The 22259-nt window shown below is 70.6% G+C and carries 20 protein-coding genes; 17 read left to right on the top strand and 3 right to left on the bottom strand.

Going from position 1 to position 22259, the window contains the following annotated elements; translation table 11 throughout:
- Nucleotides 1–2: 2 nt before the first annotated feature.
- The 11 genes from ABT063_RS10885 (at nt 3) to ABT063_RS10935 (ending at nt 12048) form a co-directional block, all read left to right on the top strand.
- Complete coding sequence (locus tag ABT063_RS10885; protein ID WP_351056910.1) at nt 3–779, top strand: SPDY domain-containing protein; 777 nt, start codon at nt 3–5, stop codon at nt 777–779.
- A 32-nt stretch (nt 780–811) separates the two neighbouring features.
- Nucleotides 812–2608 carry a type IV secretory system conjugative DNA transfer family protein gene (locus ABT063_RS10890; protein ID WP_351056911.1) on the top strand — a complete coding sequence of 599 codons (1797 nt, stop codon included), beginning with the start codon at nt 812–814 and terminating at the stop codon, nt 2606–2608.
- A gap of 56 nt (nt 2609–2664) precedes the next feature.
- Nucleotides 2665–3264, top strand: coding sequence for a hypothetical protein (locus ABT063_RS10895; RefSeq protein WP_351056912.1), 600 nt, complete (start codon nt 2665–2667; stop codon nt 3262–3264).
- Nucleotides 3265–3295: 31 nt separating this feature from the next.
- Nucleotides 3296–4159 (top strand): hypothetical protein, encoded by an 864-nt coding sequence (locus ABT063_RS10900; protein ID WP_351056913.1) that lies wholly within the window; start codon nt 3296–3298, stop codon nt 4157–4159.
- Nucleotides 4156–4962 (top strand): SPDY domain-containing protein, encoded by an 807-nt coding sequence (locus ABT063_RS10905; RefSeq protein ID WP_351056914.1) that lies wholly within the window; start codon nt 4156–4158, stop codon nt 4960–4962. The genes ABT063_RS10900 and ABT063_RS10905 overlap by 4 nt, the downstream gene beginning before the upstream one ends.
- 116 nt (nt 4963–5078) lie before the next feature.
- Nucleotides 5079–6017, top strand: a complete 939-nt coding sequence (locus tag ABT063_RS10910) for an SPDY domain-containing protein (protein WP_351056916.1) — start codon at nt 5079–5081, stop codon at nt 6015–6017.
- A 381-nt stretch (nt 6018–6398) separates the two neighbouring features.
- Entirely contained in the window at nt 6399–7334 is a 936-nt protein-coding gene (locus tag ABT063_RS10915) for an alpha/beta fold hydrolase (protein WP_351057046.1), read from the top strand.
- Between the two features lie 23 nt (nt 7335–7357).
- Nucleotides 7358–8230, top strand: a complete 873-nt coding sequence (locus ABT063_RS10920; protein WP_351056917.1) for an adenine nucleotide alpha hydrolase family protein — start codon at nt 7358–7360, stop codon at nt 8228–8230.
- The gene (locus tag ABT063_RS10925) at nt 8227–9495 is read left to right on the top strand and encodes a DNA cytosine methyltransferase (protein WP_351056918.1); all 1269 of its coding nucleotides are present in this window, start codon (nt 8227–8229) and stop codon (nt 9493–9495) included. Before ABT063_RS10920 ends, ABT063_RS10925 begins: the two co-directional genes overlap by 4 nt.
- Nucleotides 9495–10613: a DnaB-like helicase N-terminal domain-containing protein gene (locus ABT063_RS10930; protein ID WP_351056920.1), complete on the top strand. Its 1119-nt coding sequence runs from the start codon at nt 9495–9497 to the stop codon at nt 10611–10613. Before ABT063_RS10925 ends, ABT063_RS10930 begins: the two co-directional genes overlap by 1 nt.
- A 64-nt stretch (nt 10614–10677) precedes the next feature.
- Complete coding sequence (locus ABT063_RS10935) at nt 10678–12048, top strand: SPDY domain-containing protein (RefSeq protein ID WP_351056921.1); 1371 nt, start codon at nt 10678–10680, stop codon at nt 12046–12048.
- A 172-nt stretch (nt 12049–12220) separates the two neighbouring features.
- On the opposite strand, the gene ABT063_RS10940 is transcribed toward ABT063_RS10935, so the two are convergent.
- Nucleotides 12221–13111: a DUF5655 domain-containing protein gene (locus ABT063_RS10940; protein WP_351057047.1), complete on the bottom strand. Its 891-nt coding sequence runs from the start codon at nt 13109–13111 to the stop codon at nt 12221–12223.
- A gap of 408 nt (nt 13112–13519) precedes the next feature.
- On the opposite strand from ABT063_RS10940, the gene ABT063_RS10945 reads away from it, so the two are divergent.
- The 4 genes from ABT063_RS10945 to ABT063_RS10960 all read left to right on the top strand — a co-directional run bounded on the left by ABT063_RS10945 (nt 13520) and on the right by ABT063_RS10960 (nt 17214).
- Entirely contained in the window at nt 13520–14242 is a 723-nt protein-coding gene (locus ABT063_RS10945) for a M50 family metallopeptidase (RefSeq protein ID WP_351056922.1), read from the top strand.
- A gap of 109 nt (nt 14243–14351) precedes the next feature.
- The gene (gene aroA / locus ABT063_RS10950) at nt 14352–15707 is read left to right on the top strand and encodes a 3-phosphoshikimate 1-carboxyvinyltransferase (protein WP_351056923.1); all 1356 of its coding nucleotides are present in this window, start codon (nt 14352–14354) and stop codon (nt 15705–15707) included.
- A 4-nt stretch (nt 15708–15711) separates the two neighbouring features.
- A complete protein-coding gene (rsgA, locus tag ABT063_RS10955) occupies nt 15712–16722 on the top strand; it encodes a ribosome small subunit-dependent GTPase A (protein WP_351056924.1) in 1011 nt (336 codons plus the stop codon).
- Between the two features lie 168 nt (nt 16723–16890).
- A complete protein-coding gene (locus ABT063_RS10960) occupies nt 16891–17214 on the top strand; it encodes a DMT family transporter (RefSeq protein ID WP_059416543.1) in 324 nt (107 codons plus the stop codon).
- A gap of 4 nt (nt 17215–17218) precedes the next feature.
- Here ABT063_RS10960 and ABT063_RS10965 read toward each other — a convergent pair whose 3' ends face one another.
- On the bottom strand, nt 17219–17827 hold the full coding sequence (locus ABT063_RS10965) for a TetR/AcrR family transcriptional regulator (protein WP_351056925.1): 609 nt from the start codon (nt 17825–17827) through the stop codon (nt 17219–17221).
- 416 nt (nt 17828–18243) lie between these two features.
- Between ABT063_RS10965 and hisN the strand changes: the two genes are divergently transcribed.
- Nucleotides 18244–19044, top strand: a complete 801-nt coding sequence (gene hisN, locus ABT063_RS10970) for a histidinol-phosphatase (protein ID WP_351056926.1) — start codon at nt 18244–18246, stop codon at nt 19042–19044.
- Between the two features lie 222 nt (nt 19045–19266).
- On the top strand, nt 19267–19659 hold the full coding sequence (locus tag ABT063_RS10975; protein ID WP_351056927.1) for a CBS domain-containing protein: 393 nt from the start codon (nt 19267–19269) through the stop codon (nt 19657–19659).
- Nucleotides 19660–19742: 83 nt separating this feature from the next.
- Here ABT063_RS10975 and katG read toward each other — a convergent pair whose 3' ends face one another.
- On the bottom strand, nt 19743–21959 hold the full coding sequence (gene katG / locus ABT063_RS10980) for a catalase/peroxidase HPI (RefSeq protein ID WP_351056928.1): 2217 nt from the start codon (nt 21957–21959) through the stop codon (nt 19743–19745).
- Nucleotides 21960–22259: the final 300 nt, after the last annotated feature.

The raw sequence follows: 22259 nt of genomic DNA on the forward strand, positions 1-22259 counted from the left end.
GCATGCCCCCGGCTCCCGAGACCGTCGAGGTCGACTTCATCGCACCGCGTCACCTCGCCGGCGGCGGTGATCCCGCCTGGATCACCGTCCCCCTCCACCGTGCCTGCGGCTGGAGTCACGGCAACGACCCCCTGATGCCGCGCGTCCTGCTCGCCAGCCCCGACCAGAAGGCCCTCCTGCGCCTGGAGCCCGACCCAGATGGACAGTGGTGGACCTTGAGCCACGCCGCGGAGCCGGACAGGCCCGCCTGGTACGCGAGCTTCGGCGCCCGTACCCCGGTCGAACTCATCGCCGCCGTCACCGACACCCTCACCGACCCCGCCTCAACAGCGAGCGCACCGTCCGACCCGTACGTACCGCTCCGGCAGATCGGCTGGTCCCCGTACGGCGACGACGGCCTCGTGTCGCCCGACAAGGCGGCGTACGTCGAGCGCCTGGGAACGCCGGATGATCCGGGAGCCTGGTTCGTCACCGTCACGCTCGGTCTGCATCAGAAGGTGTGGCAGGCCCGCTTCGGCGAGCACACTCCCGCGCGCCTGGTCACCGCGTTCACCGCCGCGCTCGCCGATCCGGCCCCCGTAGCGCGCACCGACAGCGTGCACAGTCTGCCGACCCACGACCCGAACGTCGTCACCCGCCGGACCACAGACGTGCTCGCCGTACTCGTAGCCGGGGCGCTGGAAGAACGCGTCCACACCCTCGCTGCCCGGCGCGCTGTACCGCCGCCCAAATCGATGCCCTCGGCGCCTTTGCCGGTCAAGAACGGCCGCAGCCGCTGATCCCTCCGTCCCCGCCCGGAAGCACGTAGCCCTTGCCCCCTTCCTCCTCCTCGAACAGTTCCACCGACGGGTACGACCTCGTTCTGCGCCTCCTCCTCGGCGTACTCGCGATCGTCGTCCCCCTCGCCCACCTCGCCTGGCTGTCGGGCAACATCACCGCCTACCTCACCGGAGCCGACTGGGCGCCGTACCAGCCGACCGCCGCCCTGCTCCACCCCGAGCAGGTCTGGCCCGGTACGGGAGAAACGTCCCTGCTGATCGGCGCCCGCATCGTGCCCGTCCTTCTGCTCCTGGCCCTCGGGGTGGCGGTCGGCGTCGTATGGGCCCGGCACAAGAGCCGCAGCGGCGGCCGGAAAAAGAAGATCACAGACATGGCCAAGGCTCGGGACATCGAGCCCTTGATGGCCAGGGCGATCACCGCCAAGGCCCGCTCCCTGCGGCCGAGTTTGCAGGGCACCAAGAACATCGATGCGAAGGACACCGGCATCCTCCTGGGCAACCTGCAGGGCACCAAGCACGAGGTGCGCATGGGGTTCGAGGACGTCGCCGTCGCGATCATGGCGCCCCGCTCCGGCAAGACGACCTCGCTCGCGATCCCCTCCATCCTGCACGCCCCCGGACCGGTGCTGCTCACTAGCAACAAGGCCGCCGGCGATGCCTTCACCACGGCCTACGAAGCGCGGGCGAAGGCGGGACAGGTGTGGACCATGGACCCGCAGCAGATCGCCCATGCTGCCCGCGAGATGTGGTGGAACCCCCTGGCCGGCGCGACCACCCTGGACGGCGCGAACCGGCTGGCCGGCCACTTCCTCGCCGCGAGCGTCGATGCGTCCCAGCAGGGCGACTTCTGGTCCAAGGCCGGCAGCAACATCCTGTCCCAGCTGCTCCTGGCCGCGGCTCTCGACGATCGGCCGATCACCGACATCATGCAGTGGCTCGCCTTCCCGGCCGACCGGACCCCGCTCGACATCCTCCGTGATCACGGTTTCGCCGCCGTCGCCGCACAGCTCAAGGGCACCGTCGAGGGACCGCCCGAGACCCGCGACGGCATCTACGAGACCGCCCGCCAGTACGCCGCCACGCTGCTCAACTCCGAGATCGCGGCCTGGGTGACGCCGCAGAAGGACGTCCCCGAATTCCAGCCGGCGCAGTTCGTCACCTCCACCGACACGCTCTTCCTGCTCAGCAAAGACGGAGGCGGCGGCGCCTCCGCGCTGATCGCGGCGTGCGCGGACTCGGTGATGCGCGCCGCGACCGCCCAGGCCGAGCGCGCCGGCGGACGGCTCGACCCGCCCATGCTGGCGATCCTCGACGAGGCCGCCAACGTGTGCAAGATCAGCGACTTGCCGGATCTGTACTCGCACCTCGGGTCGCGCGGGATCATCCCGATCACGATCCTGCAGTCCTACCGCCAGGGCCAGAAGGTCTGGGGTGACGCCGGCATGGACGCCATGTGGTCCGCCTCCACCGTGAAGGTCATCGGCAGCGGTATCGACGACCCCGACTTCGCCGACAAGCTCAGCCGCCTGATCGGCGACCACGATGTCGAGACCACCTCGACCTCACATTCAGAGTCCGGCAAGTCGACCTCTGTGTCGATGCGGCAGGAGCGGATCCTGCCCGCCGACGCGATCCGTGCCCTGCCCAAGGGCACCGCGCTGTGCTTCGCCACCGGCATGCGCGCCGCGATGCTCGACCTGCGTCCCTGGTACCTGGAGCCCGGCGCTGACGAGCTGTCTGCCGCCTCCGCCCGCGCGTCGAAGGCCATCACCGCCCGCGCCATCGCCAAGCACGCACCCCAGCAGGGCGACTACGGCACCGCCGCCTAACCGGGCTGCGCCTCACCCTCGGGTCGCTCTCACCGTCCCCAAATTCCCGGAGCAGCATGGCTCTGACCGACCACCACGACGTCTTCATCGGCTCGACCGGCGACGGATGGACCTTCGTCGTCCTCAACCGCCCTCTCCGCAACGCCGCCCACATCCTGACCGGGGCGGGATTCACCGCCCGCGAACACCAGGGCCGCACCCTCTTCCTCCTGCCGCCCGAGACTGCCGAGGACGCGCACGAGCGCGCCGGTGTCGCGGCCTACGGACTCATGGCCCACACCCTGGACCTCGTCGACCTGGCCTGGACCACACGCCAGCACGGCGCAACCCCGTCACGCGAGCCCGACGTGACCATCCGCTTCACCGACCACGCGGTCACCGCTACCGCGGCCACGGGCCAGGCCGACGCCATCCTCGTCCAGCACGGCTTCACACCAGCGGGGGCGAAGCGGCAGTACGCACTGCCACCCGGACTCGGTGAACGCGACGCACTCAGCGCCGTTGTCCGCGCCGAGGCCCACCTCTACGCCGACGGCATCAGCGTGCGCATCGACCTCGGCATCGCGACCACGCAGGACATCCCACCGGCACCATCCCGCCGCGGTGCCGCCCCCGCACCGCCGCCCACCACACCGGTCAAGCGGCGCAGCCGCTGACCACCGTCCGCTTTCCCCGGAGCACTGCACCATGCGCCAGATCGACCTGCAAGCCGAGATCACCCGCCTGCGGCAACTCGGCAGCGACTTCGAGGACTTGCACAGCGAGATCCGCTCGCTCGCCCTGACACCCGGCACCGACGCCCGCCAGCAGCTCACGGCGAAGATCGTGGACACGAACGAGCTGGTCCAACAGGCCATGTTCCGCCTCGCCGCCCTCGACGGCAGCCAGTACACCGCCGTACCCGGCAGCCGCCCGGCTCTGGAACTACTCGCCTCCGTCGTCTTGGCCGCCAGTATCGCCGCATCCGACCTGGCCTGCGCGCTGGAGGCCAATCCGCTGGAGGGCGCCCCCTTCCCCGGCCCGCCAGGCGCCCCGTTTCCCAGCTCGTCGGCCGATGACGCAGCTGTGCGCACGGCGCGGCACGCGGAGGCGGTCCCCGCCATGGCGGAGCACCTCGCGAACGCCGCCCACCAACTCGACCTGGCCTACACCGGCTGCTACTACCTCGCCAGCGGCATCACCCGGGACCTGAAGCAGCACGCCGGACAGAACCAGGCGACACCGGCGCCGAAGATCACGGACAGTCAGTACGCCGTCCTGGCCCGGCTGTCCGCAGGGGGTGGCACCCGTTACGTGATCAGCCGGTACGGCGTGCTCAAGGCCATCGACAAGGACCGGGCCACCGTGAACGTCGCCACCCTCAACGCCCTGATCAAACGAGGACTCGTCGCAGTAGACACCACGACGTCCCTGCACCAGGGCCAGCGCCTTCACGTCACCGCCGACGGCGAGCGTGCCCTCGCCCAGCACAAGCCCGCCACGACCCCCGCTCGAACAGCGGCCGTGACGCCTCCTGCGACCAAGCAGGCCGCCGTGGGACGCACGCGATGACCGGCTTCGCCCCGACGGACCGCGTCCTGGTCAGCCCCGTCTACCTGGCCGGCCCCGGCAACTCCACCGTGGTCTCCCGCCCGCTGCACGCAGCGGGCTGGGATGAGGCGCGCACGCCCGCCGGGCGGATGTTCTCCAGCCCCTGTCTGCGCGCACAGATCGCCGACCTTCCCGACGGCTGGACGATCTCCTACGCCCGCGAGCCGCTCGCCGTCCCCCGCTGGACCGCTCATTTCACCCGTGGCACCCCTGCCGAGATCGTCTCCGCCTTCACCACCACGCTCGTCCGCGGTCTGCCCGACGACCACCGTGACCATCGGCCCGGTGGTCCCCACCACACCCCTGCCGGCCCCGGCGATGTTCTGATCGCGCGCGGCTGGAGGGACGACCCCAACCCCCTCTTCCACTACCAGCACGCCCCGGACGGCCACGCCTACCTCCGCCTCAACCTCGGCGAGGCCGACTTCCACACCGAACTGGAAGGCGAGGCCGCTGCCGCCTGGACCCTGTACTCCCACGTCGAGGCCGCGGGCGGACCGCGCTGGTACGCCGACTTCACCAGCCGCACCCCCATGCACCTGATCACCGCCACCGCCGACGCCTTCTCCCGCCCGGACCCCGCACGCCGTAGGCCGCACGACCTCCCCGAGCGCCACCTGCCCTTCCTGACCATCCGCTCTGCGGCAGCCCGCACCCAAGCTCACGCTGCCGGCGCCACCGCCCGGTCATCGGCCAGCGCGGTACCCGTGGCCCCAACGCCGGCGCACATGCGCCTTGCCAACCCCGCACGAGCACGCCGCTGACCTTCCCGCGCGGCCTCTTCGGCACAGCGCAGGCCCCGCCCCACCTGGGCCGTTGAACGCCGACACCTGACGGCGGTCCGAAGCGCTCCGTCTCTTCCCCACCACTGGACTCCCCTGTGCCTGAACCCCGCCCCGACCCCGGCCTGCGCCGCACGCAGCGGGCCGGCCGTGACCGTAGCGATGACGATGTCCTCGTCGCCCCTGGCTACCTCGCCGGCAGTGCCTATTGCGGTGACGACGCCTTCGTCCCGCTGACCCATCACTACTGGCACGACATGAGTGACGAGATGGGCAACTTCTACGTCACGACCATGGGCAGCCAGCTCCGCGTCGCCTACGTCCCGGAAGCATCCGAACTGATGCCGGACGCCACCGCGTTGTGGCAGATCCGCTGCCGCACGGATCTGCACGCCCCACCGACGTGGACCGCGGCCTTCACCGACGAGACCCCGCCCGAGATCGTCGCCGCCGTCACCGCCGCCCTGGATGCCGACGTCACCGCGGGCCGATGGGACGACGAGCCCTACCGCGAGCGCGATGACCATCCGGAGATGGTGTGGGAGGTCCTGCGCGCCGCCCGCTGGCAGATCACCGTGGACGGCTGGCACATCACCGCGACCTCGCCCGACCGGCTGGCCCGCCTGGAATGCCGCCCTCCCTCCTCGTTCGGCGGGCACACAGTGGCCCGGGACGAGGCGTGGCGCGCGAGGATCCTTGCCGCCCCGGATGCGCGACGAGCGCTGTGCGAGGCCGACTTCCACAGCGCCACACCCGCCCACCTGGTCGCGGCCTTCGCCACGGCTCTGGCCGATCCGGCGCCGGTCTCCCGTGAACGCGCCTGCGTGCCGCGCGAGTGCCACGCCCACCTGCGCCCGCTGAAGCCGGACGCCCCCGCGGCGCCCCGGGCCGCGGCGGTGCCCACGCCGCGGGACCTCGCCCGTGCCCGGGCGGCTCGCGGTCCTGCACTGGCAACCGTCAGCGTTCCGCGCTGGTCAACCACCACACGGCCGCCCGCCGTTGCCGCCCCCGCCGTCAAGCCGGGCCCGCGCCGCTGAACATCTCCGCCGCCGGGATCCAGCGCGACACAGCCGCCGAAGGCCACCGCGCGCTCGCCCGCCACCAGCCCAGCCACAAGCGGCCCCTCGACGCCTCCTACGGCAGCGGCACCGCCCGGTTCTGGTACGAGCCGGTAACCGGCAGCGCATTCCCGTCCCGCGGCCCGAGCACGCCGCCGAAGGCGACAGCTGTGCGGCGCTGACTGCCCGCGCCCCTTCGGGGTCGCCTGCCCGGTATCCGCCCGCCCCCACTGCGGCGGCAAGCGCAGTGCGGTGCCGAACGGCCGGTTTCCACCGACCCGGCGCGGACGGCGAACGGCTGCCTCCTACTGATCCCCCCTTGGAGTTCTACCTGTGCGCAACCCGCCTTCTGCCACTGAGGTGTTGTCGGTCTCCGCCGCGGACGGCGCTCGCCTGTCCGTCTACCGCGACACCCCGGTGCGCCCGCGTCCCGGCGGCGCGACGGTCGTGCTGGTGCACGGGGCGTCCGTCACCGCGGACCTGTGGCGCGTCCACGCCCGGCACCTGACCGGCCTGGGCTTGACCGTCGTGCGCTACGACCAGCGCGCGCACGGTCACACCCCGCGCGGCCAGGCACCGCTGACGATCCGGCAGCTCGCCGACGACCTGCACCAGATCCTGACCCACCTCGTCCCCACGGGGCCGCTCGTGCTCGCCGGCCATTCCCTGGGCGCCCTCATCCTGCAGGAACTCGCCGCCCTGCACCCCCAACACCAGGCCCGCGTACGGGGCATGGTGCTGCTGTCGGCCACCGTACGCGGGGCGAGCGTGCTGCCCGGCCGCGGCCCGCGTGCCCTGCTTCTGGCCGCCGGACGCAGCCTGTTCGCCCTGACCTGCACCCACGCGCCCCAGGCTGTGGACTTCCTGCGGCACCGGCTGCCCACCACACACCCCTACAGCCTCGCGCCGCACCCCGACCGGCCGGCCGACGGGCCACCGCCGTGCCGCCACGGCATCCGCCACACCCACACCCGCGATCTCGCCGACCTGTGGCAGTGCCTTCGCCGCTACCAGCCGCGCGACGCCACCGTGCTCAACCAGTTCGGCGACCGGCTGCTGCTGATGGCCGGCGCCGACGACCGGCACATCCCCGCCGCCCACACCCAGCAGCTGGCCGCCCAACTCCCTGCCGCCCGCCTGGAGATCCTCCCCCGCACCACGCACGCGCTGCCCATCCGCCACCCCGCGCTCATCAGCGACCGCATCGCCCGCCTCGCCGCCGATCCGGGCCCCCACCCTCCTCACCCCCAGGACCGATCATTTCCGAACTCCCTGCCTTTCGGGCAATTTCACTAGGTGCCGGTATCCAGTCCAGCGCCATGCTCGCCCTCTCCGCAAAGGGCATACTCCCGAAGGTCGACTACGCAATTTTCGCCGACACGGGCTGGGAACCGAGAGCGGTTTATTCCCATCTCGACCGGCTGGAGCGTGAAATAGCCAGACCCGCAGGCATACCCGTTCTTCGCGTATCGTCCGGAAACATACGCGAGGATGCCCTGGACCCCGACCACAGGTTTGCGTCAATGCCGCTCTACGTCCTGAACAAGGACGGAAATCCGGGTATGACCAGGCGGCAATGTACCGGGGAATATAAAATTAAGCCGATCAAGAAAAAGGTTCGCGAAATACTCGGCTATCCCTATCCGACACGCGTCCCCAAGGGGATCTTCGTCGAGCAGTGGGTCGGAATTTCCACCGATGAATTCCACCGGGCCAAGGACGCCGACGTCAAGTACATGCGCAACCGGCACCCGCTCATCGACATGGGCTGGTCACGGTCCGACTGCGTCCGCTATCTGACGTCGCTCGGCCTGGCCGACACCCCGAAATCGAGCTGCCTCGGGTGCCCTTTCCACGGAAACGCCCAATGGCGCAATATCCGCGACAACTCCCCGGAGGAATGGGAGGACGTAGTGGAGTTCGACGCGGCCATCCGCAAGGGAAACGCCCGCGCCAACGCCACCGGCAACCGTCTGCTCGGCGAGGCGTTTCTCCACCGCTCCCGCGTCCCTCTCAGCGAAGCCCCGATCGATCACGTCACCGCAGCCGAATGGGCGGCGATGCAGCAAGAACTCACCGAGAGCGGACCGGACCTGGATGAGCTGGAGCAGGGCGTCGTCGACGGCTGTTCCCCGTGGGCCTGCCGCGGTGAAGTCGAGCCGGTACAGGACGACTTCGGACTGGCCTCTTGACCATCCTGGACCTGTTTGCGGGACCGGGGGGATGGAGCCACTCACTTAACGTCCTCGGCGTACGGGACGTGGGCCTGGAATGGGACGAGTGGGCCTGCAAAACCCGTGCGGCGGCAGGGCAGTTGACCATTCGCACCGACGTGGCGCTGTATCCCGTCTGGCCCTTCCTCGGCAAGACCGCCGGGCTCATCGCGAGCCCGCCCTGCCAGGCATGGTCCATGGCCGGCAAGCGCCTTGGCCTGGTGGACCAGCCCCTGGTCCACCAGGCGGTCGCCGACCTCGCCACCGGCCGCGACACCCGCAAGCAGCTCCTGGCCGCCTGCCGTGACGAGCGCTCCCTGCTGGCGGCCGAGCCGATGCGCTACCTGCATGCCCTCAACACGGTCGGCGAACCGGAGTGGGTGGCCATGGAGGAGGTCCCCGACGTGCTGCCGCTGTGGCGCCAGTACGCGGCCGTCCTGCGCGGCTGGGGGTTCTCGGTCTGGTACGGGATCCTCAATGCCGCCGACTTCGGCGTTCCGCAGACGCGGAGGCGGGCGATTCTGCTCGCCTCCCGGGTCCGTACGGCACAGCCTCCAACGCCGACGCACTCCCAAGTCGCTGAGCCCGAATCGCTGTTCGGTCCGGGCCGCGCCCGCTGGGTGAGCATGGCTGAGGCGCTCGGGTGGGGCGCGACCGACCGGCCTGTCCCCACCGTTTGCGCCGGCGGCGGACCCGGCGGCGGGCCCGAGCCTTTCCCTTCGGGCTCCCGAAAGACGCTGTCCGATGCCCGGGAGCGCGGCACCTGGATGCCGCGACCGGACGGAGTGGTTCTGCAGTCCCGCCGCGAAGGTGCAGGGTGGGCGGCGCGGCGCGGCACCAACCGTGCCGCCAGCGCTCCGGCGCCGACGTTCACCGCCGAGGCCCACCGTTGGTCTTGGTCGCTGCGCAGCAACAACCAGGCCAACGCCACCGTCCGGTCCATCGAGGAGCCGGCGGGAACGCTGTTTTTCGGACACCGCGCGAACGAGTGCACGTGGGTCGCAGAACCGGCCGCTGCGCCGACACAGGACACGGAGGCCCCCGCTGTGCCGGAGCCGATCCGGATCACCGCCCGCGAGGCGGGCCTGCTGCAGACCTTCCCCGCCGGCTACCCCTGGGCCGGCAACAAGGGCCAGGTCTTCGGCCAGATCGGCAACGCGGTCCCACCGTTGCTCGCTGGCCACCTCCTCGCCCCGCACCTCGGCGTCACCCTCGACCCCGACGATTTCACCTTGGCTGCCTGATGCCCCACGGCCCCGAACCCGACGAAGACGACCTGCCCGACACGCATCCGCCGCAGCCCGTGCGCTACGCCGAGCAGGCCCTCCTCGGTGCCCTCCTCCTCGACCCGCATCGGCTCGGCGACGTGACCGGGATTACCGCCGACTCGTTCTCCACCGCCGCGCACGCCGCTCTGTTCGCCGCGATCAGCACCCTGCCCCCGCCCGATCCGGCCGAGCACGCGAAGAACACCAAGTGGCTCGACCAGGTGCTCGCCGCCGGCCGCGAGCAGGCGCGCGGACTGTCCGTCTCATACCTGCACACCCTCATCCAGATCTGCCCCTGGCCCCGCCACGCGCCGGCCTACGCGCGCATGGTCGAGGCCGAACACGCCCGCCGCCGTCTGCAGGCCGCCGCGGAACGCCTCGTCCAGACCGTCCACGATGTCTCCCTCCCGCACCCTGTCCAGACGGTGCTCGCCGAGGCCGACGCGCTCGCCGCGGTCGTGGACGACATCGCGAGCCGCTTCCCGCCGCGCGCCGGCGTCCTGCCCCGCACCACGGCACCGCCGCGGACCATCGCGCCCGACTACACCGAGGCGGTCGAGGAGGAGCAGCTGCTGCTCGCGACCGCCACCGCGCACCCCACAGATACCGAGTCCGTCCGGTGGCTGCTCCCCGAGGACTTCAACCGGCCGCTGCACGCCGGGCTGTGGCAGTGCCTGACCACCCTCGCTCGCCGCCGCGAGCCCGTCGACCCCGTCACCGTTCTGTGGGAAGCCCAGCAGCGCGGTCTGTTGGACGACGGAAGTGAACCGGGTGAGGTGCTCCGCCTGCTGGCCGAACCGGCTGGGTCCGTGGAGCACTGGGGCGAGCGGGCCCTGCAGCGTTCCCTCCTGGCCACCGCAGAGCACACCGGCCGGCAGATCGAGGCGTACGCCGGCGACCTGGCGAACACACCGTTCCAGCTCGTCGTCGGCGCCCGCCGCTCCCTCGCCGACATCGGCGCCGTCCGCACCCGCTGGCAGCACGCCACCGGAACGGTCCCGCCGCAGCGACCGCGCCCGGCGCCCACCACCCGTGCCGGCCCGCCGACCACCACGCCCGCGCGCACCGCCCGCGCCGCGCGAGCAACCCGATAGCCCCGCATACGCCGGTGGCCGGACCCGAAGGCCCGGCCACCGGCAGAAGAGACGACACCCCAACGTGACTCCCCCCATCGACGCCCACGTCCGCCTCGACAGCCACCCCACCCATCCCAGCGCCGTGACCGCCGTCCTGACCGGCGCCCAGGCCCACGTTGCCCACCTGGGCCTGGAGGCTGCCGACTGGACTGTCGTCGCTGACAACGTGCTGGTCCTGGTCCGCATCGACCATGAGGAGCCCTACTGGGCGCAGGACGCGGCCAAGCACCTGTCCGCCGAAGGCATCGCCGTCGAGATCACCCCTCGGCTCCGGGAGGCCATTGACGAAGAATGGACCTGGGCCAACTACCCGATGCCCTGGTGCACCCGCAGCGAAATCCGCGAGGTCTCCAACGAGGCCCAGAAGATCCACGACGACATCCGCCACGGCCAGCTCCTCATCCACGCCCACGCCTACGACCGCCACACCACCGTCGCGGTCGGCACCTACCTCGGCCGCAACGGCAAGTCCGTCTACCTCCACGGCGAGGACCACCTGCGCCAGGTCGCCGACACCTTCGACTCACCCGCTCAGGCCCTGCTCGCCTTCGAAAAGGTCCACGGCGCCGAGATGCACCCCGGACCGGCGCCCCTGACCGACACCGAACGCGCCGCCGCCGAAGCCCGCACCCCACTCGCCCTCACCGCAGCCACGACCGAACCGGCCCGCCCGGAGCCGGAAACCGTCCCGGCCTACCTGGCCGATACCGGCGACCACGACGCCCTCCTCAACACCTTCCTCGACGCACACGGCGACTGGGAGAAGTGGCGGACCTGGTCGGACGAGACAACCCACGCCATCCACGAATCACAGACCCTGCGCATCGAACGCGTCCACGAAACCCCCGCCCACGAAACCGCGTGGACCGTAGCCGCCTACGAGACTCCCGTCTCCGACCGCATGTGGGTCCTCACCGCGACCGGCGCCACCCCCGCCCCGGTGCTGCAGGAGTTGCTGGACCACCTCGCCGACGGCGACGGCTGGGACACGGTCATCGGCGCCCCGGTGGACGAGAAGATGGTCACCGCGGCCACGCAGCCCCTCTCCGACGCCGGATGGAAGCACACCGTGGACGGGCGATGGATCCGCTGGACATCCCCCACCGGGGACGCAGGCGTCCAGTTCGACGCCTTCACCGCACAGCACCCGAGCCAGAACCTGGCCACCTGGACCGTCTGGGCCGGTCCCGATCCTGACAGGCCCACCTGGACCATCACCGCGTCCCCGCACACCCCGAGTTCGCTGCTGGCCGATCTCTCCGAAACCCTCGCCCACGAAACCGGCCTTCGCCGCCCGCAGACCGCGGGCCCCGAACGCAGGACGACCCTCTTCACCAGCCCACCGGCCGCTCCGGCGGTCACGGCCGGTCCCGCTGCCAGCCGTTCACGCTGATCATCGGCACGCGAGAGCGGGGCAACATAGCGCGGGATCGCCGGTTAGCCAAACCGGCGATCCCGCGCACCATTGATAGTCCACCGCCACGCCCTGCCCGCACGTCGAAAGGCACCACCCGACGACCACAGAGCAGCCACGAAGCAAGCACAGCCAAGAGGCCCACAGGCGATCACGCCGCTGCGTAGCTCGCCCGGAACAGATCCTGCGCCCGCTCCACGTCCTTCGGCGTACGGAGCTGCACCTCCAGATCACCCGTCCCGTGGTGACCGAGACCCGACACGTCCCGGGTGAACCCCGGCACGAGGTCGACGTCCTTCGGGTCGACCTTCAGGTAGACCAGCAACTTGCTCCGCTGCGGCGGACACAGGCAGGCGAAGTTCCGCAGACGCTGATACGCCCGGTACTGCTTGCGCTCAACACGGTTCACACCGTCCCCGAGCCCGAGCAGTGCCTCGTCGACCGCGCCCGCCAGCTCCATCATCGACGCGCCCTGGATGTCAGCTGTTGCCCGAGCAACCGCCTGGCGACGCGCCCGGCGGGCCACCTGCATGCCGCCGCTCACGGACGCCACGGTCTCAAGCCCGAGCAGGTCGCTGCCGAAGAATCGGTAGCGGACCAAGTCGATCGAGCGTCGGTGCTCGCGAACGGCATGCACGTCGTAGCGCGTGAAGTCACCAGCGATACAGATCAGGCGCGGGCCGCTCCACAGCACCTGGGACGCGGCCGTCACCCCGAGCCGGTCGCGGACCAGGCGCTCGAACTCGGCCCGGTGGTCCATCAACCACGCCAGGTAGAACAGGCCCTGGTTGATGACGCCGGCATCGACGCCGCGCTTGTACTCGACGATCACCGGCGCCCCGTTCTCGTCGAGCCCCAGCGAGTCGATCCGTCCGCCGTTGACACAGTCGATGACGTACTCGCTCGCCAGGAACCGCACGCCCAGCATCGTCTCCATGTGCGCCTCGATGAGGCCCTGCACATCCGCCTCGACCTCAGCAAGACGCGGCTTGACCTCGGTCACGCCGCTATTTGTCGTGTAGAACAGCTTCAGGCTCGACACCTTCCCCTCCTCGGCTCGAAGATCGAGAACGTCGAGGAAGGGCAGGACTATTTCCGCCATGGCCTTCAAGCGAGTGAAGATCGTGTGAGCAGCCACTCCCGGGCACCGAGGCGCACCGTGATTGGGGTCGGCCGCCACAGCAACGCCACGACCGAAATGGGGCTGTACAAGGAGATCAGCACCGGCCCAGCACGGGACGGGTTTCCTGAGGTGATCACAGGTGCCTCCAGGTCAGCACACAGTCAGCACGGGTACAGCGAGAGCCCCGGATCATTCCGGGGCTCTAAAGCTGTGATCTGCATGTTTGTCGTCAGGAACGATCGCTGCTAAGTCAGCGTCTCAAATACCGTCCGCACATACGTGCCACACTGCCAGATTCGACGAGACCTCAGGGAGCTACCGCCGAACATGCACACCACCGCATCCGACTCGCTCGCCTCCCTCTGGGACGAGGTCTTCGGCCACCAGCCCGACCCCGACCTGTGGGTGGTGATCGCGACCCTCGTCGCCGCGCTCGCCGTGGTCGTCCCGCACAACTTCTGGCGCATCTCGCGCAACGCCATCACCATCGCCCACGAGGGAGGCCACGGCCTGGTCGCGCTGCTCACCGGCCGCACCCTCACCGGCATACGGCTGCACTCGGACACCAGCGGCCTGACCGTCAGCCGCGGCAAGCCCCACGGCCTCGGCATGATCCTCACCGCGTCCGCCGGCTACACCGCTCCCCCGCTCCTCGGCCTGGGCGGCGCCGCCCTGCTCGCCGCCGGCCACATCACGCTGCTGCTGTGGGCGGCGACCATCCTCCTGGTGGCCATGCTGGTGATGATCCGCAACGCGTACGGCGCCCTGACGGTGGTCATCACCGGAGGCACGTTCGTGGCGGTGTCCTGGCTGACGGGACCGCAGGTGCAGGCGGCGTTCGCGTATGTGGTGGTGTGGTTCCTGCTGACCGGCGGGGTACGCCCGGCGTTCGAGCTCCAGGCGAAGCGGGCGCGAGGCGGAGCGGGCGACTCGGACGCGGACCAGCTGTCGCGGCTGACGCATGCGCCGGCGGGGCTTTGGCTGTTTCTGTTCCATGCCGTTTCGCTCTGCTCATTGATAGGCGGCGGCCGCTGGCTCTTGGGGATGTGAAGCGCCCCTTCAGGGGCGCGGGGCTGTGTCGATATGCGGCTCCGCCGCGGGGCGCGACCAGCCACAACGCTCCTGCACCCGAACGACGGCCTCCTTATAGAGTGGGCCCATGGCCCAGAACCCCGCACACACCGCCCTCTGGCCCGCCCCGCACGCGAGCGGAGCCGTCGACGCGACGGTCCACGTGCCCGGGTCCAAGTCGGTCACCAACCGCGCCCTGGTGCTGGCCGCCCTCGCCTCCGAGCCCGGCTGGCTGCGCCGCCCGCTGCGCTCCCGCGACACCCTGCTGATGGCGGGCGCCCTGCGGGCGATGGGCGTGGAGATCGAGGAGACGGTGTCGTCCAGTTCCTCCGTCGTGGGCGGCCAGGACAGCGCGGGAGAGGCCTGGCGCGTGCTCCCGACCGGCCTGCACGGCCCGGCCACGGTCGACGTCGGCAACGCCGGCACGGTGATGCGCTTCCTGCCGCCGGTCGCCGCGCTCGCCGACGGCCCCATTCGCTTCGACGGCGACCCGAGGTCGTACGAGCGTCCCCTGAACGGCGTGATCGACGCCCTGCGCGTCCTGGGTGCCCGCATCGACGACGACGGCCGCGGCGCGCTGCCACTGACGGTGCACGGCGGCGGGGCGCTGGACGGCGGCCAGGTGGAGATCGACGCGTCCTCGTCGTCGCAGTTCGTGTCGGCCCTGCTCCTGTCCGGCCCCCGCTTCAACCAGGGCGTCGAGGTCCGCCACACCGGCTCCACGCTGCCCTCCATGCCGCACATCCGGATGACCGTCGACATGCTGCGCTCGGTCGGCGCCCAGGTCGACACCCCGGAGTCGGGCGGCGAGCCGAACGTCTGGCGGGTCACGCCGGGCGCCCTGCTCGGCCGCGACCTGACCATCGAGCCGGACCTGTCCAACGCCCAGCCGTTCCTGGCGGCGGCCCTGGTGACCGGCGGCCGGGTCGTCGTCCCGGACTGGCCGGCCCGTACCACCCAGCCCGGTGACCGGCTGCGCGAGATCTTCACCGAAATGGGCGGATCCTGCGAACTCACCGAATACGGCCTGGTGTTCACCGGCTCGGGCTCCGTGCACGGCATCGACGTGGACCTGGGCGACGTGGGTGAACTGACCCCCGGCATCGCCGCGGTCGCCGCCCTCGCGGACTCCCCCTCCACTCTCCGCGGCGTGGCGCATCTGCGCCTGCACGAGACGGACCGCCTGGCCGCGCTCACCAAGGAGATCAACGAGCTCGGCGGCGACGTCACGGAGACCGCCGACGGCCTGCACATCCGCCCGCGCCCGCTGCACGGCGGGATCTTCCACACGTACGAGGACCACCGGATGGCGACGGCCGGCGCGATCATCGGCCTGGTGGTCGAGGGCGTGCAGATCGAGAACGTGGCGACGACGGCGAAGACCCTCCCGGACTTCCCCGACCTGTGGACCGGGATGCTGCGTGGCGCGGAGACCCAGGGATAAGGTCATGCGCCGCTACGGCAAGCACACCGACGAGGACGACATCCGCTCCCGCCCGAACCGCAAGGGCAACCGGCCCCGTACGAACATCCGGCCCAAGCACGAGGACGCGGCCGAGGGCATGGTCCTCACCGTCGACCGGGGCCGGCTGACGTGCCTCGTCGAGGGCCGGATCGTGATGGCGATGAAGGCCCGCGAGCTCGGCCGCAAGGCGGCGATCGTGGGCGACCGGGTGGCGCTGGTCGGCGACATGTCCGGCCAGAAGGACACGCTCGCCAGGATCGTCCGCATCGAGGAGCGCACGTCGGTGCTGCGCCGTACCGCGGACGACGACGACCCGTACGAGCGCGTGGTGGTCGCCAACGCCGACCAACTCGCCATCGTCACGGCCCTGGCCGATCCGGAGCCCCGCCCCCGCTTGATCGACCGCTGCCTGGTGGCGGCGTTCGACGGCGGCCTGGAACCCCTGCTGGTCATGACGAAGTCGGACCTGGCCCCGCCGGACAAGCTGCTGGAGCTGTACGGCGATCTGGACATCCCGTACGTGGTGACGAGCCGCGAGGAGCTGGAGAGCGGGGCGGCGGTGGCCCGGGTGCGCGAGCAGCTCGACGGCAAGATCACCGCCTTCGTCGGTCACTCGGGCGTCGGCAAGACGACCCTGGTCAACGCGCTGGTACCCCTGGAACAGCGCCGTTTGACGGGACACGTCAACGCGGTGACGGGCCGCGGCCGTCACACCACGACCTCGGCGCTGGCCCTGCCGCTGGCGGGCGACGGGGGGTGGGTGGTCGACACCCCGGGCGTACGGTCGTTCGGCCTGCACCACGTGGACCCGTCCCGGGTGATCCACGCCTTCCCCGACCTGGTGCCCGGCACGCAGAACTGCCCCCGTGCGTGCAGCCACGACGAGCAGGACTGCGCGCTGGACCAGTGGGTGGCCGACGGCCACGCGGACCCGGCCCGCCTCTACTCGCTGCGCCGGCTCCTGTCGACGAGGGAGCGGAAGGAAGGCGACTGAGGAAGGGTGCCGGGGAGGCGTCCGGGGAAGGCTGCTGACCTTCGCGTTGTTTGTCTTGACGTACGTCCGGTAAGGGCATAATCGCACCGAGCCCGGATCGAAGCCTGAGCAAAGCCTGATGAAGCGGTCACAAACGCTGGGACACGTGGACTTACGGGAGGACAGCACATGGCGTGGCTGCTGGTCATCGTGGCCGGGTTGCTCGAGACCGGTTTCGCCGTCTGTCTGAAGCTGTCGCACGGCTTCACCAGACTCTGGCCGACCGTCGCTTTCTGCGTCTTCGCGCTCGGCAGCTTCGGTCTGCTGACCCTGGCCCTGAAGAAGCTCGACGTGGGCCCGGCGTATGCCGTGTGGACCGGCATCGGCGCGGCGGGAACCGCGATCTACGGCATGGTCTTCCTCGGCGACCTCGTCTCGACCCTGAAGATCGTCTCGATCAGCCTGGTGATCATCGGCGTGATCGGACTCCAGCTGTCGGGTTCCGCCCACTGAGCCGTCAGCCGGTCAACTGGCGGTGGAGCGCGCTCCGTACGAGATCCGCCACGCCGCCCTCGCCGGGCGGGGCCGCCACGCAGGACAGGGCGAGGCGGACGACGAGTTCGCAGGAGCGGGCCAGTTCGGCGATGTCCGACTTGGCCGCGCCGGGACCGGAGAGAACCGCCACGGCCCGATCACGCACCAGGGCCACGAAGTCGCCGGGTGACGGCAGCGGGCCGTCCGCCCGGCGCTGCGCGGGGACAGCCGAGGAGGATGGCACGGCCTTCAGCGTCGGTGAGGGCAGGCGCTCGCTCCAGCAGCCGGTGAGCATGGCTCGGACAAGGGCGTTCTCACGGGCCGTCGAGGCCGTCCACTCGGCGGTCGCGGTCAGCCGCTCCCGGACGTCGCCGTGCGCGGTCAGCGCCCGCTCGACGCCGGTGAGATACCCGTCAGCTTCCCTCCTGACCAGGGCCCGGGCCAGCCCTTCCTTACTCCCGAACTCGTTGTACAGCGTCTGCCGGGACACTCCGGCCGCCGCGGCCACGTCCACCATCCGCACAGCGGACCACGGCCGGCGCGCCAGCGCCGTGTAAGCGGCATCCAGCAGGGACTCCCGCGCTGCAGGCATCATCGCCTCCCTGGGCGATCGGCTCTGCGCCCCAGATTTGACGCGCACAGAGGCACTGTCAAGGGTTCGCGGCGGCACCCGGGGGCGCGCACTCCCCCTTCGCAAGCCACAAACAACAACCACCACCAAGCCGCGACGAGCCGCCACCGTCAGTCTGCGGGCAGCCGCTGCCGTCAGGCTGCGGGCAGCCGCCCCCGCCCCACCGTCAGCCTGCGGGCAGTCGTGCCGCTGGGGCGGCACGGGTGGGCGCAGGCGGCACCCCGTAGCGCCGGGCCGCGCGACCCACCCCCGCCCAGCCCCCACGCCGGGCGACTGAAAACGCGGGTGCCTGGACAAACCCCGGGCACCAACCCCGCACACCCCTCCCCAAGGCCCCCTGTAGCCCCGTACCAGCAACGACAGATACCGTTCGCTACATGCCCGACTACCTCGACGACCTCCGCTTCGCCCACGTCCTCGCGGACGCGGCAGACGCGGCCACCATGGCCCGCTTCAAGGCCCTAGACCTCAAGGTCGAAACGAAGCCGGACATGACCCCGGTCAGCGAAGCGGACAAGGCCGCGGAAGAACTCATCCGCGGTCAACTCGGGCGCGCCCGCCCCCGCGACGCGATCCTCGGCGAGGAGTACGGCATCCAGGGCACCGGCCCCCGCCGCTGGGTCGTCGACCCGATCGACGGCACCAAGAACTACGTACGCGGCGTCCCCGTCTGGGCCACCCTCATCTCCCTCATGGAGGCGGGCGACACCGGCTTCGAGCCCGTCGTCGGCGTCGTCTCCGCCCCCGCCCTCGGCCGCCGCTGGTGGGCCGCGAAGGGCCACGGCGCCTTCACCGGCCGCAGCCTCAGCTCGGCCTCCCGCCTGCATGTCTCCCGTGTCTCGAAGCTCACGGACGCCTCCTTCGCGTACTCCTCGCTCAGCGGCTGGGAGGAACAGGGCAGGCTGGACGGCTTCCTGGACCTGACCCGCGAAGTGTGGCGCACCCGCGCGTACGGCGACTTCTGGCCGTACATGCTGGTCGCCGAGGGCGCCGTCGACATCTGCGCCGAGCCGGAGCTCTCCCTGTGGGACATGGCCGCGAACGCGATCGTCGTGACGGAGGCCGGCGGCACCTTCACCGGTCTCGACGGCCGCCCGGGCCCGCACAGCGGCAACGCGGCCGCCTCGAACGGCCTGCTCCACGACGAGCTGCTGGGATATCTCAACCAGCGCTACTGAGATAAACAGAAGAGCGTCTGCGCTCTCAACCGACCGCACGCGCCCTCTTGTTGACCTCCGTTTTACCTGCCACTCTGAGAGCACCCTCATTTGTGAACTTGTGAATCCTTGAACTAACGGACGCCGGAATCGGGGAGTTCGGAGCCCGACAGTCCCAGAGCCCGACAGTCCGAGAGTCCGAAGTCCGAGAGTCCGGGGATTCGTAGGAGGTGCCTCCAACGCATGCTCGTCCGCGACGCCATGAGCACGGTGGTCCTCACCATCGGCCCCACCCACACCCTCCGCCAGGCCGCCGCCCTGATGTCCGCCCGCCGGATCGGCGCGGCCATCGTCCTCGACCCCGACGCCGGCGGCATCGGCATTCTCACCGAACGCGACGTACTCAACTCCGTGGGCCAGGGCCAGAGCCCGGACACGGAACCCGTCCACGCCCACACCACCACCGACGTCGTCTTCGCCGCTCCGGCCTGGACCCTGGAGGAGGCGGCCCACGCCATGGCGCACGGCGGCTTCCGCCACCTCATCGTCCTCGACCACGGCGAGCCCGTCGGCATCGTCTCGGTCCGCGACATCATCCGCTGCTGGGCTCCGGCCCGACAGCACGCACCGGCCTGAACACACCGACCTGAACACACCGGCGGGCCGGATCCCCTGCCCAGGGAATCCGGCCCGCCGAGATATGACCCGCCGAGACCCGATCAGACGAGGTCGAACCGGTCCAGGTTCATCACCTTGTCCCACGCGGCGACGAAGTCCTTCACGAACTTCTCCTTGGCGTCGTCGCTCGCGTAGACCTCCGCGAGCGCGCGCAGCTCGGAGTTCGAGCCGAAGACCAGGTCGGCACGGCTGCCGGCCCACTTCAGCTCGCCCGTGTCGGCGTCGCGACCCTCGAACGTGGTCTGGTCCTCGGACGTCGACTTCCACGTCGTGCCCAGGTCGAGCAGGTTGACGAAGAAGTCGTTGGTCAGGGACCCGGGCGTCTTGGTGAGGACGCCGAGCTGCGACTGCTGGTGGTTGGCGCCCAGGACGCGCAGACCACCGACCAGGGCCGTCATCTCGGGGGCGCTCAGGGTCAGCAGGTTCGCCTTGTCGAGCAGCAGGTGCTCGGCCGGCAGACGGTTGCCCTTGCCGAGGTAGTTGCGGAACCCGTCGGCGGTCGGCTCGAGCGCGGCGAAGGACTCCGCGTCGGTGTGCTCCTCGGTCGCGTCGACGCGGCCCGGGGTGAAGGGCACCTCGATGTCGAAGCCGGCGTCCTTGGCGGCCCGCTCCACGCCCACGCAGCCACCGAGGACGATCAGGTCGGCCAGGGAGACCTTCCTGGCGCCGGAGTTGAACTCCTGCTGGATGCTCTCCAGCGTGCGCAGGACCGTCGCGAGCTGCTCGGGGTCGTTGACCTCCCAGCCGCGCTGCGGCTCGAGGCGGATGCGCGCGCCGTTGGCGCCGCCGCGCTTGTCGCTGCCGCGGAAGGTCGAGGCCGACGCCCACGCGGTGCTGACCAGCTCCGAGACGCTCAGGCCCGAGTCGAGGAGCTTGGCCTTGAGGGCCGCGATGTCCGCGGCGCCGATGACCTCACCCTCGGACTCCGGCAGCGGGTCCTGCCACAGCAGGGTCTCCTCCGGGACCTCCGGGCCGAGGTACAGCGACTTCGGGCCCATGTCGCGGTGGGTCAGCTTGTACCAGGCCCGGGCGAAGGCGTCCGCGAACTCCTCGGGGTTCTCGTAGAAGCGGCGGGAGATCGGCTCGTAGATCGGGTCGAAGCGCAGCGACAGGTCGGTGGTGAGCATCATCGGGCGACGCTTCTTCGACGGGTCGTGCGCGTCGGGGACGATCTCCGGGGCGTCCTTCGCCACCCACTGGTGGGCGCCGGCCGGGCTCTGCGTGAGCTCGTACTCGTACTCGAAGAGGTTCTTGAAGAACCCGTTGCTCCACTGGGTCGGCGTGGTGGTCCAGGTGACCTCCAGGCCGGAGGTGATGGCGTCCGCGCCCTTGCCGGTGCCGTAGGTGCTCTTCCAGCCGAGGCCCTGCTCCTCCATCGAGGCGGCCTCGGGGTCGTTGCCCACGTGGTCCGCCGGGCCGGCGCCGTGGGTCTTGCCGAAGGTGTGACCGCCCGCGATCAGGGCGACCGTCTCCTCGTCGTTCATCGCCATCCGGCGGAACGTCTCGCGGATGTCACGGGCCGCCGCGATCGGGTCCGGGTTGCCGTTCGGGCCCTCCGGGTTGACGTAGATGAGGCCCATCTGGACCGCGCCGAGGGGGTTCTCCAGCTCGCGGTCGCCGGTGTAGCGCTTGTCGTCGAGCCAGGTGGTCTCGGGACCCCAGTAGACGTCCTCCTCCGGCTCCCAGACGTCCTCGCGGCCGCCGCCGAAGCCGAAGGTCTCGAAGCCCATCTGCTCCAGGGCGACGTTGCCCGTGAGGATCATGAGGTCGGCCCAGGAGATGTTCTGGCCGTACTTCTTCTTGACCGGCCACAGCAGACGGCGCGCCTTGTCCAGGTTGCCGTTGTCCGGCCAGCTGTTGAGGGGCGCGAAACGCTGCTGCCCGGCCCCGGCGCCGCCGCGGCCGTCGCTGATGCGGTAGGTGCCGGCGCTGTGCCACGCCATACGGATCATCAGCGGGCCGTAGTTGCCGAAGTCGGCCGGCCACCAGTCCTGCGAGGTGGTCAGCACCTCGGCGATGTCCTGTTTCACGGCCTCGAGGTCGAGGGCCTTGAACGCCTCGGCGTAGTCGAACTCCTCACCGAGGGGGTTGGCCACGGCGGGGTTCTTGGCGAGGATCTTCACATTGAGTCGCTCCGGCCACCACTGGCGGTTTCCACCGCCCTGGGTGGGGTGCAGGGCGCGACCGTGCGCGACGGGGCAGCCGCCCGCCTCCTCCGGCTTCTCGTCGGTGACGATCGCGTCATGGTTCTCAGTCATGGGAATCCTTCGGGATTAGGCGGATCACGGTGCTCAGGAACTGCGGGCGGTGGAACGGTGGGGGCGCGGACCCCGATGGATGACCGCGGCGTCGTCGTTCGAGAAGCCCTGGCCATGGGACACCGTCGGGCAGGGGGCCTCGCCGACCGGCTTTCGTCGCCCGCAGGCCGGCACCGCGCAGCTCCTCGACGGTCGTCGGAGCCTGGGATTCGCTCATGGTGCCCACGTTACTGCTGCCTGTTCCTGTCGCCTTGGCCAAAGCCGATCTCGATCCTACAATGGACAATGTCTAAGTCAAGC

This window comes from Streptomyces sp. NPDC002838, assembly GCF_040295365.1.
GTDB lineage: Bacteria > Actinomycetota > Actinomycetes > Streptomycetales > Streptomycetaceae > Streptomyces.

Excerpts from the sequence above, each read along its gene's own strand:
- ABT063_RS10905 (WP_351056914.1), top strand. The coding sequence starts at position 4,156 with ATGACCGGCTTCGCCCCGACGGACCGCGTCCTGGTCAGCCCCGTCTAC.
- ABT063_RS10930 (WP_351056920.1), top strand. The coding sequence starts at position 9,495 with ATGCCCCACGGCCCCGAACCCGACGAAGACGACCTGCCCGACACGCAT.
- hisN (WP_351056926.1), top strand. The coding sequence starts at position 18,244 with ATGCCCGACTACCTCGACGACCTCCGCTTCGCCCACGTCCTCGCGGAC.
- rsgA (WP_351056924.1), top strand. The coding sequence starts at position 15,712 with ATGCGCCGCTACGGCAAGCACACCGACGAGGACGACATCCGCTCCCGC.
- ABT063_RS10885 (WP_351056910.1), top strand. The coding sequence starts at position 3 with ATGCCCCCGGCTCCCGAGACCGTCGAGGTCGACTTCATCGCACCGCGT.
- katG (WP_351056928.1), bottom strand. The coding sequence starts at position 21,959 with ATGACTGAGAACCATGACGCGATCGTCACCGACGAGAAGCCGGAGGAG.
- ABT063_RS10945 (WP_351056922.1), top strand. The coding sequence starts at position 13,520 with ATGCACACCACCGCATCCGACTCGCTCGCCTCCCTCTGGGACGAGGTC.
- ABT063_RS10920 (WP_351056917.1), top strand. The coding sequence starts at position 7,358 with ATGCTCGCCCTCTCCGCAAAGGGCATACTCCCGAAGGTCGACTACGCA.
- ABT063_RS10975 (WP_351056927.1), top strand. The coding sequence starts at position 19,267 with ATGCTCGTCCGCGACGCCATGAGCACGGTGGTCCTCACCATCGGCCCC.
- ABT063_RS10895 (WP_351056912.1), top strand. The coding sequence starts at position 2,665 with ATGGCTCTGACCGACCACCACGACGTCTTCATCGGCTCGACCGGCGAC.
- ABT063_RS10960 (WP_059416543.1), top strand. The coding sequence starts at position 16,891 with ATGGCGTGGCTGCTGGTCATCGTGGCCGGGTTGCTCGAGACCGGTTTC.
- ABT063_RS10965 (WP_351056925.1), bottom strand. The coding sequence starts at position 17,827 with ATGCCTGCAGCGCGGGAGTCCCTGCTGGATGCCGCTTACACGGCGCTG.
- aroA (WP_351056923.1), top strand. The coding sequence starts at position 14,352 with ATGGCCCAGAACCCCGCACACACCGCCCTCTGGCCCGCCCCGCACGCG.
- ABT063_RS10900 (WP_351056913.1), top strand. The coding sequence starts at position 3,296 with ATGCGCCAGATCGACCTGCAAGCCGAGATCACCCGCCTGCGGCAACTC.